Annotated in this window: 14 protein-coding genes; 6 read left to right on the forward strand and 8 right to left on the reverse strand. The window is 73.8% G+C overall.

Annotated features, from left to right (window positions below; genetic code table 11):
* The first annotated feature begins 25 nt into the window (after nucleotides 1-25).
* The gene (locus AB0J80_RS15700; protein ID WP_364705122.1) at nucleotides 26-550 is read left to right on the forward strand and encodes a YceI family protein; all 525 of its coding nucleotides are present in this window, start codon (nucleotides 26-28) and stop codon (nucleotides 548-550) included.
* An 18-nt stretch (nucleotides 551-568) separates the two neighbouring features.
* On the forward strand, nucleotides 569-940 hold the full coding sequence (locus AB0J80_RS15705; RefSeq protein ID WP_364705123.1) for a VOC family protein: 372 nt from the start codon (nucleotides 569-571) through the stop codon (nucleotides 938-940).
* 3 nt (nucleotides 941-943) lie between these two features.
* Here the strand turns inward: AB0J80_RS15705 and AB0J80_RS15710 are convergent, their stop codons facing one another.
* Nucleotides 944-2464: a DEAD/DEAH box helicase gene (locus AB0J80_RS15710; protein ID WP_364705125.1), complete on the reverse strand. Its 1521-nt coding sequence runs from the start codon at nucleotides 2462-2464 to the stop codon at nucleotides 944-946.
* Nucleotides 2465-2720: 256 nt separating this feature from the next.
* Between AB0J80_RS15710 and AB0J80_RS15715 the strand changes: the two genes are divergently transcribed.
* Nucleotides 2721-3563 (forward strand): sigma-70 family RNA polymerase sigma factor, encoded by an 843-nt coding sequence (locus tag AB0J80_RS15715; protein WP_364705126.1) that lies wholly within the window; start codon nucleotides 2721-2723, stop codon nucleotides 3561-3563.
* A gap of 67 nt (nucleotides 3564-3630) precedes the next feature.
* Here AB0J80_RS15715 and AB0J80_RS15720 read toward each other — a convergent pair whose 3' ends face one another.
* Nucleotides 3631-4149, reverse strand: a complete 519-nt coding sequence (locus tag AB0J80_RS15720; protein ID WP_364705128.1) for a hypothetical protein — start codon at nucleotides 4147-4149, stop codon at nucleotides 3631-3633.
* Nucleotides 4150-4353: 204 nt separating this feature from the next.
* Here AB0J80_RS15720 and AB0J80_RS15725 point away from each other — a divergent pair, with 204 nt between their 5' ends.
* A complete protein-coding gene (locus tag AB0J80_RS15725) occupies nucleotides 4354-6669 on the forward strand; it encodes an AAA family ATPase (RefSeq protein ID WP_364705129.1) in 2316 nt (771 codons plus the stop codon).
* 53 nt (nucleotides 6670-6722) lie between these two features.
* Here the strand turns inward: AB0J80_RS15725 and AB0J80_RS15730 are convergent, their stop codons facing one another.
* Both AB0J80_RS15730 and AB0J80_RS15735 read right to left on the reverse strand, forming a co-directional pair.
* A complete protein-coding gene (locus AB0J80_RS15730) occupies nucleotides 6723-7634 on the reverse strand; it encodes a FliA/WhiG family RNA polymerase sigma factor (RefSeq protein WP_364705131.1) in 912 nt (303 codons plus the stop codon).
* Nucleotides 7635-7767: 133 nt separating this feature from the next.
* Nucleotides 7768-8403, reverse strand: a complete 636-nt coding sequence (locus AB0J80_RS15735; RefSeq protein ID WP_364705133.1) for a PIG-L family deacetylase — start codon at nucleotides 8401-8403, stop codon at nucleotides 7768-7770.
* A 111-nt stretch (nucleotides 8404-8514) separates the two neighbouring features.
* On the opposite strand from AB0J80_RS15735, the gene AB0J80_RS15740 reads away from it, so the two are divergent.
* Nucleotides 8515-9012: a DUF456 domain-containing protein gene (locus tag AB0J80_RS15740; protein WP_364705135.1), complete on the forward strand. Its 498-nt coding sequence runs from the start codon at nucleotides 8515-8517 to the stop codon at nucleotides 9010-9012.
* Here AB0J80_RS15740 and AB0J80_RS15745 read toward each other — a convergent pair.
* The gene (locus AB0J80_RS15745) at nucleotides 8999-10240 is read right to left on the reverse strand and encodes a serine hydrolase (RefSeq protein ID WP_364705647.1); all 1242 of its coding nucleotides are present in this window, start codon (nucleotides 10238-10240) and stop codon (nucleotides 8999-9001) included. The genes AB0J80_RS15740 and AB0J80_RS15745 overlap by 14 nt on opposite strands.
* 194 nt (nucleotides 10241-10434) lie before the next feature.
* Nucleotides 10435-11064, reverse strand: a complete 630-nt coding sequence (locus AB0J80_RS15750) for a hypothetical protein (RefSeq protein WP_364705136.1) — start codon at nucleotides 11062-11064, stop codon at nucleotides 10435-10437.
* Between the two features lie 243 nt (nucleotides 11065-11307).
* On the opposite strand from AB0J80_RS15750, the gene AB0J80_RS15755 reads away from it, so the two are divergent.
* Nucleotides 11308-11655, forward strand: a complete 348-nt coding sequence (locus AB0J80_RS15755) for an Lsr2 family protein (RefSeq protein ID WP_364705137.1) — start codon at nucleotides 11308-11310, stop codon at nucleotides 11653-11655.
* A gap of 785 nt (nucleotides 11656-12440) precedes the next feature.
* Here the strand turns inward: AB0J80_RS15755 and AB0J80_RS15760 are convergent.
* Together AB0J80_RS15760 and AB0J80_RS15765 are read right to left on the reverse strand one after the other, a co-directional pair.
* Entirely contained in the window at nucleotides 12441-13316 is an 876-nt protein-coding gene (locus AB0J80_RS15760) for an LLM class flavin-dependent oxidoreductase (protein WP_364705138.1), read from the reverse strand.
* A 24-nt stretch (nucleotides 13317-13340) separates the two neighbouring features.
* Entirely contained in the window at nucleotides 13341-13805 is a 465-nt protein-coding gene (locus AB0J80_RS15765) for a MarR family transcriptional regulator (RefSeq protein ID WP_364705139.1), read from the reverse strand.
* Nucleotides 13806-13869 lie beyond the last annotated feature (64 nt).

A 13869-nucleotide genomic window follows, 5' to 3' on the forward strand; every position in this document is an offset into this window, starting at 1 on the left:
GAGCCGCGGCGACGAGGCTCGAGGCATGACCGACACCCTGCGCCTCGAGAGCGCGATCACACCCGGCACCTACCGCATCGACACCGGCCGGTCGACGGTCCGGTTCACCGCCACCCACGCCTTCGGCCTCAAGCCGGTCGACGGGACGTTCGCCGTACGCACCGGAACGGTGGTCGTGGCCGCCGACCGGGACCGGTCCACCGCGTCCGTGGAGCTGGACGCGGCCTCCTTCACCACCGACGACCCGCGCCGGGACCGGGACATCCGGGGCCGGCGGTTCCTCGCCGCGGACGCGCACCCGTCGATCGGGTTCCGCAGCAGCGGCATCACGCGTACCGCTTCGGGCGTACGGCTCGACGGCGTGCTCAGCGTCCGCGGCGGTTCTACGCCCATCGGCCTGACCATCGTGGAGGTGACGCCGATGGTCGACGGCTACCGGTTCCGCGCGACCGCCTCCGTCGACCGGGTCGCCGCCGGCGTCAAGGCGGGCCGGGGAATCATCGGCCGCCAGGTGGCCGTCGTGGTGGACTGCTGTGTGACCCGCGCCTGAGCGGGGTACCGGGAGCCGATGACCAGTCGCATCGCGCAGTGGACGCTGGACGTGCAGGACATCGGCGTCATGTCCCGGTTCTGGTCGGCGGCGCTCGGCTACCGCGTCGAGGCCGGTGACGACGGCTCCGCGAAGCTCTATCCGCCGGACGAGGCCGTGCCCGGGGCGCTGCCGGTGTGGTTGCAGGCGTCGGCCGGACCGAAGTCCGGCAAGAACCGCAACCACCCGGACCTCGTCTCCCCTGACGGCGACCACGCGGCCGAGGTGGAGCGGCTGCTCGCGCTCGGCGCCCGGCGGGCCGACGTGGGCCAGACCGGCGAGGAGGGGTTCACCGTCCTCGCCGATCCCGAAGGCAACGAGTTCTGCCTGCTCAAAAGCCCGCCGGTCTAGGGGCTAGCGGCCGCGGCGCCCGCCGACGCGGGTGCCCGCCGAGAACGCGGCGGCGCCGCCGGACTCGCTGGTGTGCACCGCAGTGGAGCCCGTCGCGCCCGACCGCCGGGCGCGAGGCTGACCCTGGCGAGCCGCCTGAGCACCGCGGGCCGGCTGACCGCCGCGGGCGCTCTGGCCCCGGCCGCCCTGTGACTGGGCGCCGGCCTGGCCCCGGCCGCCGCCCGTGGCGGGAGCGGCCTGGTCGTGGGTCGCCGTGGCGGGACGGCTCGCGCCTCGCCCGCGGCCCCGGCGCGGACGGCCCGGACGGGCACCGCCGGCCGGTGCGGCCGGCTCCTCGGCGGCCGGTGCCGCGGGCGGGGTGAAGCTGCGCTCACCCGGCGCCAGCCGGGCCAGCAGGGCGTCGCCCGGCCGCGCCTTCGTGGTCGTCGGCTTGATGCCCGCCTTGCGGGTCAGGTCGCGCACGTCACCCTGCTGGTCGTCGGTCATCAGCGTGATGACCGTGCCCTGCGCGCCGGCCCGCGCCGTACGCCCGGAGCGGTGCAGGTACGCCTTGTGCTCCACCGGCGGGTCGGCGTGGATCACCAGCGCGACGTCGTCCACGTGGATGCCCCGCGCGGCGATGTCGGTCGCCACCAGCGTCTGGGCGCTGCCGTCGGAGAACGCCGACAGGTTGCGGTTGCGCGCGTTCTGCGCGAGGTTGCCGTGCAGCTCCACGGCCGGTACGCCCGCAGCCACCAGCTGCCGGGTCAGCGTCTTGGCGCGCCGCTTCGTACGGGTGAACACCACCGTGCGGCCCGGCGCGGCGACGAGGTCGACGAGCACCGGGAAACGGTCGTCGTGGCGTACGTGCAGGACGTGGTGGGCCATCTCCACCGGCGCCTCGGCGGCGGCGTCCACGTGGTGGGTGACCGGCTTGCTCATGAAGCGTTTGACGAGCACGTCGACGCCGCCGTCCAGCGTCGCGGAGAAGAGCATCCGCTGGCCGTCGCGGGGCGTGGCGTCCATGAGGCGCCGGACGACCGGGAGGAAGCCCAGGTCGGCCATGTGGTCGGCCTCGTCGAGCACGGTGATCTCGACCGCGTCCAGGCTGGCGTGTCCGCTCTGCAGGTGGTCGGCGAGCCGGCCCGGGCAGGCCACGAGCACGTCGACGCCGGCCTTGAGGCCCTTGATCTGCGGGTTCGGCCCGACACCGCCGAAGACGGTCAGCGTGCGCAGGCCCATCGCGGTCGCGAGCGGGGCGAGGGTGGCGTCGATCTGGCTGGCGAGCTCGCGGGTCGGCGCGAGGATCAGCGCCCGCGGCCGGCCGGGGCGGCGCGGCGTGCGGGACCGGGCGAGGCGGGCGACGACCGGCAGGACGAACGCGTACGTCTTGCCGGAGCCGGTGCGGCCGCGGCCGAGCACGTCGCGGCCGGCCAGCGAGTCCGGCAGCGTCGCGGCCTGGATGGGGAACGGGGTGGTGATGCCGAGGTCGGCGAGCACCGTGGTGAGCTCGGCGGGCAGGCCGAGGTCGGTGAATGACGGCATGTGGGTGAGAACTCCGAACGTCTGAAGGGGTCGTCCTGCCCGGCGCAGACCGCACGGGTCGCGGCGCGTGGTGGCCGATCCGTAACGCGGCCCGAGGCAGAACAGGTCGTGACCGCGAGATCAAGTGTACGCGCCCGCCGACCGCAACCCCGCTGCACCCGACTGTGACCCGTCCTGCACCTCGTGGATCGGACCGTTTCTCCTCAGTGCCGGTGTCTCCCCCCGACCCGGCCAGGTACCTCTGAGGAGACCCCCCATGAGCGGTGCTGTTCAGGTCGACCGCCGTCGCGAGGACGTCGTACGGGCGCACATGCCCCTCGTCGGGCACCTGGTCCGCGAGATGCTCGCCCGGGTGCCGTCCCACGTGAACCGGGACGACCTGCTCTCGGCCGGGTACGCGGCGCTGGTCGCGGCGGCACGCGGCTTCGACGACTCCCGCGGCGTACCGTTCGCGCGGTTCGCCGCGGCCCGGGTCCGCGGCGCGTTGCTCGACGAGCTGCGCGGGCTGGACTGGGCCAGCCGGTCGGTGCGGCAGCGCGCCCGCCGGACCGACTCGGCGCGCCAGGAGCTGACCGCCGAGCTGGGCCGCACGCCGACGGTCGCCGAGGTCGCCGACCGGCTCGGCTGCTCGGTCGAGGACATCGAGGCGGCGGACGACGACGTGCAGCGCGCGGTGGTGTTCAGCCTGCAGGGCTTCGCGACGGCCGCGGCCGACGACATGGTCACCGAGCCGAGTGCCGGACCGGAGGAGATGCTGATCCGGCGCGAGCGCCTGGGCTATCTCCGGCACGCCGTGGACGTGCTGCCGGACCGGCTCCGCGCGGTGATCATCGGCTACTTCTTCGAGGAGCGGCCGATGGCGCAGATCGCGACCGACCTCGGCGTCACCGAGTCGCGGGTGTCGCAGCTGCGCGCCGAGGCGCTGTCGCTGCTCAAGGACGGCTTGAACACGCACCTGGAGCCGAGCCTGGCCGCGGCGCCCAAGGATGGGTGCGTGGCGCGGCGGCGGGCGGCGTACTACGACCAGATCGCGACGCGCGGCACGCTGCGTGACCGGCTGGCGGTCACCGGACCGGACGGCCTGCCGGTAGCGGCCTGAGGACGCGCCCGAGGCCCGGTCACCGCTCCTGCGTGCGGTGACCGGGCCTCGGGGCTTTTCGGTGGGATCAGGCGTTGGCGCAGGTACCGGCCTTCTTCTGGGCGGCGATGGCCTTGTCGGCGCCCTTGGCGTACAGGGCCAGGCCCTCCTTGGCCGGCTCGAGCCGCCAGGCGTTCTGCTCGTACACCATCGTGTACGACTGCGCGGCGACGAGCTGCTTGGCGATGACGACGGCCTTGTCCGTGCCCTCCATGCGCGCGCTGGTCAGCTGGATGGCGAGGCCCTTGCGCGAGCACGCCTCGTTGAGCTTGACGTAGTCCGCCTTGCTGATGGCGGCCTTGCCGGCGGCGGTGTACATCTCCCACGCGCCGCCGAAGTCGCCGCCGCTGAAGCGGTCGAAAACGGTCTGCGCGGCGGCCTTCGCGCCTTCGATGGTCTTCGGCTCGGGGCCGCCGGCCGCGGCCGCGGCGGCGTTGCCGGCGGGTGCGTCGTCGGCGTCGTCGGAGCAGGCGGAGCTGAAAGCGAGTGCGGCGACGGCGACGAGGACCAGGGCGCCGGCACGCCGGATCGGGTGGTTGTGGTTCATGACCCGGTTCAACCCGGGACCGGCTCGCACGTAACGGCAAGGGCCGATGGTGACGGATTACTGACAGTGTCGGAGTTCGCCGTAACCTCGCTCACGTGGTCGCCCGGCGACCGGGCATCGGCTATTCTGAGCGTTTGCACGGCAACAAAAAAGCGGCCATCAATGGCCGCGGACTTGCGAATGCTACCACGATAGGGAGTGGTTTTGTCAAGCTCCGCCGACGGTACGGACACCTTGCGGAACGATGACATCGAGTCCGAACAGGCCTATCTGACCGCCCTCTACGCCCGCCTCGACCAGCTCCGTGAGCAGGCCGCCGAGCGGTTGCGCGCGATCCTCCTCGAGGCCGGCGGCACGCCGCAGGGCCGTTCGCAACGGGAGGCCACCCGCAGTCACTGGGCCGAGCAGGTGGCCCAGATGAATGCCGTCGAGAACGGATTGTGTTTCGGCCGCCTGGATTTCGCGGCGGACAATCCGCGCTACATCGGCCGGCTCGGCATCTTCGCCGAGGACCGGGACCGTGATCCGTTGCTGGTCGACTGGCGCGCGCCCGCCGCGCGGCCGTTCTACCTCGCCACGGCGGTGTCCCCCGAGGGGGTCACGCGCCGCCGCCACCTGCGGACCAAGGGCCGCGAGCTGACCGGGATCGACGACGAGGTGCTCGACCTCGACGCCGGCGGAGCGGGCGGGCGCGAGGACGTGACCGGCGAGGCGGCGCTGCTGTCCGCGCTCAACGCCGGGCGCACCGGCCGGATGCGCGACATCGTCGAGACGATCCAGGCCGAGCAGGACGAGGTCATCAGGTCCGGGCTGGCGGGCGTGATGGTGGTGCAGGGCGGCCCGGGTACGGGCAAGACCGCGGTGGCGTTGCACCGGGCGGCGTACCTGCTCTACACCCACCGCGCCCAGCTGACCAAGCAGGGCGTGCTGATCCTCGGTCCGAACGCGACATTCCTGCGCTACATCTCCCAGGTGCTGCCGTCGCTGGCGGAGACCGGCGTGCTGCTCGCCACCCTCGGCGACATGTTCCCGGGCGTGACGGCCCGGGCGAGCGAACCGGCGGCCACCGCGGCGCTGAAGGGCCGGCTCGCCATGGCCGACGTGCTGGCCCGGGCCGTGGCCGACCGGCAGACCGTGCCCGACGACTACGTCGAGGTCGACCACGACGGCTACCCGCTGCGCATCGAGCGGTCCGTCTGCGAGGACGCCCGGGCCGCCGCCCGCCGCTCCGGCCGCCCGCACAACGTGGCCCGGCAGCTGTTCGTCACCGAGGCGGTGCACGCCCTGTCGCTGCAGATCGCCGAGCGGATCGGCGCCGACCCGCTCGGCGGCGACAACCTGCTGGAGGAGGCCGACCTCGCGGAGACGCGCCGAGAGCTGCGCGAGGACGAGGACGTGCAGCGGGCCCTCTTCGAGCTGTGGCCGGTGCTGACCCCGCGGCAGGTCCTGCGCGACCTGCTCAGCGACGCCGACCGCCTCGAGTCGGCCGCGGCGGAGCTGAGCCCCGAGGATCGCGCGCTGCTGCTGCGCGACCGTGCGGCGCGCTGGACCCCCGCCGACGTCCCGCTCCTCGACGAGCTCGCCGAGCTGCTCGGCGTGGACGACACCCTCAGGGCGCGGGCCGCGGCGCGCGAACGGAGCCAGGCCATCGAGTACGCCGAGGGCGTGCTCGAGATCGTCGAGGGATCCCGCTCGCTCGACTTCGAGGACGAGGAGGAGGAGATCCTCTCCGCGATCGACGTGGTGGACGCGAGCGCCTTCGTCGAGCGGCACGAGGTGATCGACACCCGGACGGCGGCCGAGCGAGCCGCCGCGGACCGCAGCTGGGTCTTCGGGCACGTGATCGTCGACGAGGCCCAGGAGCTGTCGCCGATGGCGTGGCGGCTGCTGATGCGCCGCTGCCCGAGCCGGTCGATGACCGTGGTCGGTGACGTGGCGCAGACCGGGGAGCTGTCCGGTACGACCACCTGGGACCAGGCCTTCGAGCCGTACGTGGGCCAGCGCTGGCGGCTCGTCGAGCTGACGGTCAACTACCGCACGCCGGCGGAGGTCATGGCCGTCGCGGCCGACGTGCTGGCCGCCGTCGACCCGTCGCTGCAGCCCCCGCGATCGGTGCGGGAGTCCGGAAGCGTCCCGTGGGCGACGCGGACACGGCCGGAGACGCTCGCCGACGACCTCATCGCGGCGGTACGCCGGGAGACGGCCACGGTGCCGGACGGCCGGGTCGGTGTCCTGGTTCCCACGGCCCTCGAGGGCCCGCTGGGCGACGCGCTGACGGCGGCGGTCCCCGGGGCGGCCGTGGGGGAGCAGCCCGACCTGCGCAACCACATCGTGCTGATGACCGTGCGTCAGGCGAAGGGCCTGGAGTTCGACAGCGTGCTGGTGGTGCAGCCGGACGAGATCATCGCCGAGAGCCCCCGCGGTCTCAGCGACCTGTACGTGGCGGTCACCCGGGCGACGCGGCGGCTCGGCGTCCTGCACACCGCGGACCTGCCGAAGGTCCTCAACGCGTTGGCGTGACAGCGAGAAGGGGCCGGCGCACGAGCGCCGGCCCCTTTCCCAGGAACTTGTCGTCAGGCCGCGCCGGCGGCGTACGGGGTGTGCCCGTAGGCGTTGGTCATCGCCAGGCGGGACTGCATCGTGGTGTTGCCGGCGATCGCGGCGTAGTAGCCGGCGCGGCGACGCGCGGTGATGCTCTCCGGGTTCTCCGGGACCGGCGCCAGGTGCGGGTCGAGGTGCGTGTTCAGGCCGTCCTTGAGCAGCGCCAGCGCCTCGGCGCGCAGCTGCGAGATGCGGCTCTCGGTGACACCCAGGTCGGCGGCGATCTCCGCCATCGGGCGCTCCTTGAGGAAGTACTCGGTGATGACGTACTGCAGCCGCTCGGGCAGCGAGTCGATCGCGTGGTGCAGGTAGCCGATCTGCTCACGGCGCAGCAGCATGTCCTCCGGGCCGGGGGCCGGCTCGGTGACGAGGTCGTCGGCGCTGCTCGTGGTGAAGCCCTGCAGGGACAGCACGGTGGCGCGCTGCACGTCGTTGTCCGTCTGGTGCAGGTCGGTCGTGGTGGTGCCCAGTGCCTGCGCGAGCTCCTCGGCGGTGGGGGTCCGGCCGAGCGTCGTCGTCAGGTTCTGGCGGGTGGTGTCGGTCGCGCGGGCCTTGGTCCGCACCGAGCGGGTGGCCCAGTCGAGCGAGCGCAGCTCGTCGAGGATGGCGCCGCGGATGCGGGTGGTGGCGAACCGGTGGAACGGGATGCCGCGGGTCGGGTCCCAGCCGCGGGCGGCGGTCACGAGCGCGTGCAGGCCGGCGCTGGTGAGGTCGTCGCGGTGGATGTGGTTCGGGATGCGGGTGAGCATGTCACGCACCAGGTGGCCGACGAGCGGCATGTGCGTACGGATCAGCTCTTCCTGCTCGACGGCGGACAGGGCCGGCACGGCGGTCGCGGTGTCGGCGTCGAAGTCGGCAACTGCGGCGGTCATGGTGCTGGTCATGTCGTTTCCCCCGGTTTTCGTCGGTGGCCCGCGGCTGGTGGGCGGCACCGGCTGACAGGGAGAAACTTTGGGTGACCAGGGGTACATGTTCCGGTGGCGGAGAGTTGCCGCCTGGTTGCTTCGTCTCTTTTCCTCAAGCGGCCGCGGAGAGGTCCCACAGGAAGCGCTCGGGAGCGAACGCCTCGGCGTAGCGCACCCGCGCCTGGGCGCCGTAGTGCCGGGCCGTGGCGGTGGCCAGCTCCGGGTCGTCCACCAGCTCGAGCTTCCGCTCGAGGTGCGCGGTGACGTCGACGAAACAGGCGGCCCCGAAGCGCAGCGTCGACTCACCCGGGTAGTGCAGGATCCGGCGGCTGTGCCGGGCCGCGGCAACGGTCGCGACGGCCGCCGCCCGCCGCCCGGCGTCGGAGTCCTCCGGCGCGGGCGCGTAGATGACGTCGGCGTCGACGCCGGTGAGCACGTTCTCGATCGCGGCGACCGCGGCGCCGTCCCAGACCCCCAGATTCCGGGTACGCCGGTCGCCGCCGCGGACCCGGTCCCGCCGATCCGCGGTACGCCGGCGCTCGGCCGCCTCGGGCCCCCACACCAGCAGGCAGTCGAGGGCGCGGGCGGACGCCTCCGTACGCCGCGTCAGCGGATGCTCCGGCCCGTCGCAGGAGAGCACGAGCATGGTCACGGAATCTCCGGCCGCCCGGTGCGCGGCGAGCGTCCCCGCACAGCCGAGCTCGAGATCGCCGGGAAGGGCGCCGACGGCCAGGACGCTGCGTGCCACCGGACCTCCTCGCCTCACCCGCGCCGTCCGGGGGTCGGGCGGCGCTGAGTGTCCATCGGCCGGCGCACCCGCCGGTTGAGGGTTGTGGCACGGCTACGGCAGGCTGGTCCCATGGACCTCGGCGACACCGGTACGACCGTCACCCTCATCGCCGCCGTCGCCATGGTCGCGGGAGTTCTCGGCGTGGTGATCCCGGTGCTGCCCGGCCTGCTGCTCTGCTGGGCCGCCGTGCTGCTGTGGGCGCTGCTCGGCGACGCATCCGGCGGCCGGTGGGCGGTGCTGGCGCTGGCCACGGTGATCGCGGTCGGCGGCACGGTGGTGAAGTACCTCTGGCCCGGCCGTCGCCTGAAGAGCACCGGCGTGCCGACGTCCTCCCTGGTGGCCGGCGGGCTGCTGGGGGTGGTCGGCTTCTTCGTGGTGCCGGTGGTCGGCCTGGTCCTGGGCTTCGTCCTCGGGCTCTTCCTGGCCGAGCGGCTGCGCCTCGGCCCCGGTCAGGCCTGGCCGTCGACCCGGCAGGCCCTCCAGGCGGTGGGCCTGTCCCTGCTCGTGGAGTTCGCCGCGGCGCTCGGCATCGCGGTGATCTGGGTCTTCGGCCTCATCGCGACGTAGGGCGTGCCCTCCCGGCGGGGCGGCGGCGCACCCGGTGGCGACGCCGCTGGGTGAGCAGGAGCAGCAACGGCGTGGCGGCCAGGATGACGGCGATGGCGGCGGCCGCACCCAACGGCAGCCCAGAGCTGGAAGCGGCGCGGGCGGCGGCCGGTGCGGGAGCGGGGCGCTTCTCCGCCAGCGGGGCCACGCTCGCGCCGGTCGCCGTACCCTTGGTCTCCGGGCCGTCGGGAGCGACGAGCTTGCCCACCGAGGCGTCCCGGGGCAGTGAGAAACCCCAGTCCAGCAGGGCCGCACCCTGCTGCCAGCCACGCAGCGGCCGAGCCTCGGCGCCGAGCAGGGTCGCGACCAGCCGGCGCCCGCCGCGTTCGGCACCGCCGACATAGCTGTGCCGCGCGAGCTGGGTGAAGCCGGTCTTGCCACCGAGCGCACCCGGGTAGTTGAAGATCAGCTTGTTCTCGTTCTGAATCTGGAAGCCGCCCTTCTTGAGCTGCTTCTGCGCGGGGATCTGCGCCGTCCGGGTCAGCGCGTACTTGCGGAACTCCGCGTCGGCGAAGCACTTGCGCGCGATCAGCGCCAGGTCGTACGCGCTGGTGAACTGCCCGGGCCCGTCCAGCCCCGAGGGCGTCACCGCATGCGTCTGGTACGCCCCCAGCCGCTTCGCCTCGGCATTCATGGCCGCCACGGTCGCGGGAACCCCACCCGCGCCGCCACCCAGCCGGGCGAGCGCGTTGGCCGCCTCGTTGCCGGAGTTGAGCAGCAGCCCCAGCCACAGCGTCGCGATCGTGTACCGCCCGCCCTTGAGCAGCCCGACGGCCGAGCTGCCAGGCTCGATGGCGAGGTCGCCCTCGGTCACGGTGATCGTCTTCTTGGGGTCCAGCCGGTCCATGACCGTCGCGGCGAGCAGCAGCTTCTGCACGCTGGCCGGGGTGCCGTAGACGTGCGGGCCGCAGCTGCCCAGCACCTCACCGGTGTCCAGGTCGGCGACCAGCCAGCTGGTCGCGGTGAGCGCGGGCGGCCGCTTCGCCCCGGGCGGGACCACCAGCCCGTCGGTGGCCAGGGCGTCGCCGCCGACCGCGCGCAGGACCGGGTCGTCCTTCGGCGGGGTCGGGCGCGGCGGCCGCCCCGGCGGCGGCTTCACGTCCGGCCGCGGGCACGGCACGGCGGGCGCCGCGGCCTGCGCTGCGGGATTCCGAGCGGTCTGCGCTGCAGGGTTCCCTGCGGCCTGCACCGCGGGTTTCGCTCCGGCGGGCGTCGCGGCTCGTGCCGGCAGGCCCGCCGCGGCCTGCGCCGGATATCTCGTCGTGGCCGCGAGGGAGGCCGCAGCCGGCGCGGGCGCGGCAAGGGCGGCGGCGCTCAGGGTGAACGCGGCTGCGAGGGACGCCACCAGGCGGCGCGGGGTCGGGGATGGGGTGTCGCCAGGGCTCACGGCCAGACGGCTCCTGCTTCGAGACGACGCTCCAGCAGGAGCGCCAAGGGGATGGTCTCGCCGTCGCCGCCTCCCGCGCCGACGACCAGCCGGGGGGTGCTGGGCGGCACGTCGGCGCCCGAGAACCGGGCGCGCAGCGACGAAGGCACGGTCAGGACGTAGTACCCGCCGTCCGCGCCGACGGCCACCGACCGGTTCTTCTTCAGATACCAGCCGTGCAGCGTCGTGCGGTAGGTCGAGCGGCCGTCGTACGACGTCGCCCGCAGGGGTCCGGGCGGCAGGCCCTTGCCGGCGGCCCGCCGCACGAAGTCGGCGAGCAGCGCGCCCGCCTCCTTCGCCTCGGCGGCCCGGCCCGCCTCGAGCGCGGCAGCGTGCCCGGCGGCCGGCGTAGCGGCGTGCCCGGCCGTCGTCGCTGCGTGCCCGGCGGCCGGCTTGGCGGCGTGCCCGGCCGTCGTCGCTGCCTGCCCGGCGGCCGGCTTGACAGCCCCGGGGCGGCTTCCGGCACCGGGCGCGCTTGCGGCCGTGGACCGGCTTATGGCGCCGGATTCGCTTGCGCCACCGGATCGGCTTGCGGCGGTGGGCCGGCGCGGGGCGTGCGGGGTGGCACGGTCGTCGTCGGCGTCCATGGCGATGACCCTAACGCCGATCAGCGGGCCGAGCCCAGCGCGGGTTGTGATCGCTTCGTGACGCATCCCGGGCCGGGGCGGCGCGGATTGTGCGCCAATAACGATGTCGCATTTACTGGAGCCATGCCTCGATAATTGCCCGGCGTCGGCGATATTCTGTGAACTCCGGGAGAACTGTTGCGCGCGGAGTGCATCGCACGCCACACTGACCCCGGTTCTTCGGATTTCTTCTCAGGAGTCGTTATGGCGCGGCAGGTAATCACCACCCTCATCGACGACATCGACGGAAAGCCGGCCGATCGCACGGTGGAGTTCAGCCTCGACGGCACGGCGTACACCATCGATCTGTCCGAGGCCAATGCCGGCAAGCTCCGCAAGGCGCTGGATCCGTTCATCGCCGCGGGCACCCGAATCGGCCGTTCCTCTTCGGGGCGTGGGGCGGGCCGGACGGCACCGGCGCGCACGGCCGGCAGCCGCGACGAGAACAGGCTGATCCGCGAATGGGCGGCGCAGCACGGGCACCAGATCTCGGAGCGCGGCCGCATCCCGCAGAGCGTCAGCAGCGCCTATCGGGCGGCGCACGGACGCTGAGTCGCCGCCGCTCCCGGCTACCCGGCCGGGAGGGTCTGACCAGGACGTGAGGAGCCGGCGCGGACCAGGCGGTCCGCGCCGGCGGTGTGAGCGCTATCAGCCAGGCCCCGGAAAGGCGACTGCAGCAGCGCCCGATGAAGCGCCACCCCGGGCAGGCCGCGCGAGCGGGGAAAGCGCCACCTCGGGCAGGCCGCGCGAGCGGGGAAAGCGCCACCCCGGGCAGGCAGCACGGTGGAAGCGCCACCCTCGGCAGGTAGCGCGAGGGAAAGTGCCACCCCAGGCAGGCAGCGCGAGGGGAAGCGCCACCCCCGTGCAGGCCGCACTGCCGAGGAAAGCGCCACCCGCGCAGCCGGCGCCGGGGAAACCGCCACCGCGGGCAGGCAGCGCCGCCGACGGAACCGCCACCCCGGCGGCCGGCCCCGCCGGCGAAAGCGCGACCCGGCTGAGGAAAGCGCGACCGCACCCCGCCACCGCGCCCAGGACAGGAAAGCGCCACGACGACCGGCCGCCGCCCCGGGGAAAGCGCGACCGCGACCGGCCGCGCCGGGCGGAGGAAAGTGCGCGACCGGCCGGCAACGCCCTTCGGTGGCATCGGCGCCGGCGCATCACGGGCCTGATCGAAGGCATCACAGGTGGTGAATGTGGCCGGTTCCGGTCCTGGTTCGTGTTTTGCGCACCCGGTGCCGCGGCGGAAAGCTCACCGGTGGTAAAGGGCGGGGCAAGGGGGTCCTACGCAGAAAGGCTTGTACTTCCGGAAGGATTGTGGCCTTTACCGGTCGGCGGCGTCAGCCTCGGCGCAGGCGCGGCAGCATCGGCGCCACCTTTTCCAGGACCTTCTCGTCGCCGGCGTACCAGCTCGTCGCCCGCGGCCAGTGCACCATCACGTCGGTGAATCCGAGTTCCCGCGCCCGGCCCACCGCTTCCTCGAATGTCTCGGGGCTGCTCAGCGAGTAGACCGGCGCCGAGTCGAGGCTGAGATAGCGGTCGGCGTGCGGACGGCCCGCCCGTTCCAGTGCCGCGGTGAAGCGGTCGCCGGCCTCGCGGACCGAGCGCCACCACGTTTCCTGGTCGTCGAGGCCCTGGGCGCCCGTCGTGACCCAGCCGTCGCCGTGGCGGGCCGCCAGGGTGAGCGATCGCGGGCCGTTGGCCGCGAGGATCAGCGGCGGGCGTGGCTGCTGCAGCGGTCCTGGCAGGGTCCGGGCGTCCATCGCGCGGTAGTACGCGCCTTCGTACGAGACGTGGTCCTCGGTCAGGAGCCGGCCGAAGAGCTCGACGAACTCCGTGAAGCGGTCGACGCGCTCGCGCGGGGTCAGCGGTGCGGCGCCCAGCACCTCGGCGTCGAAGCCGATGCCGCCCGCGCCCACGCCCAGCAGCAGCCGGCCGTCGGACACGTCGTCCATCGCCAGCGCCTCGCGCGCGAAGTGGACCGGGTGGCGGAAGTTCGGGGAGGCCACGAACGTGCCCAAGCGGATGCCTTCGGTCACCGTCGCCGCCGCCGTGAGGGTCGTCACGGCGTCGAACCAGGGGCCGTCGACGAGGTCTCGCCATCCGAGGTGGTCGTAGGTCCAGGCGTGGTCGAACCCGTACTCCTCGGCGCGGGCCCAGCGGTGCCGGGCCGCCGACCAGCGTTCTTCCGGGAGGATCACGATGCCGATGCGCATCGACGGACCGTACCCCAGATCGATCTAGGCGGTCCGCAGGCCGTCGCCGGCGCCGGACGTGCCGGCGGTCGCCGCGTCGTCGAAGGCCGCGAGGGCGCGGACCAGGTCGGCCCGGCGGGCGGGGCTCATCCGCTCCATCACCTCGGCGATCGCGGCCTGGCGGCGCTCGCGCAGCTCCTCGAGCAGCCGCCGGGCGGCCGCCGTGGGCAGCAGGCGCACCTCCCGGCGGTCCCGGGGGTCGGGTACGCGCCGGAGCAGCCCGGTGGCCTCGAGCCGGTCGCAGAGGCGGCTCGCCGACGACGGCACCACGTCGAGGGCCTCGGCGAGCCGGCTCATGTTGGTGTCCTCGTTGCGGGAGATGATCGTCAGCACCCGGAGCTGAGCCGGCGGCACCGCCGGCGAGCGGGCCAGCCGGGCGCTCTCGAAGACGCCGAGCAGCGACTCCACGGTCGATTCCACCGCCGCGGCGACGTCTGTGAGGCGCTCCATGCCGGTCCTCTGTCCGCAGGAATTGAGGCGTTGCGGACCGCCCGTACCCGTTGGCCGCGGATCT

It is taken from the genome of Actinoplanes sp. NPDC049548 (genome assembly GCF_040676695.1).
Lineage (GTDB): Bacteria > Actinomycetota > Actinomycetes > Mycobacteriales > Micromonosporaceae > Actinoplanes.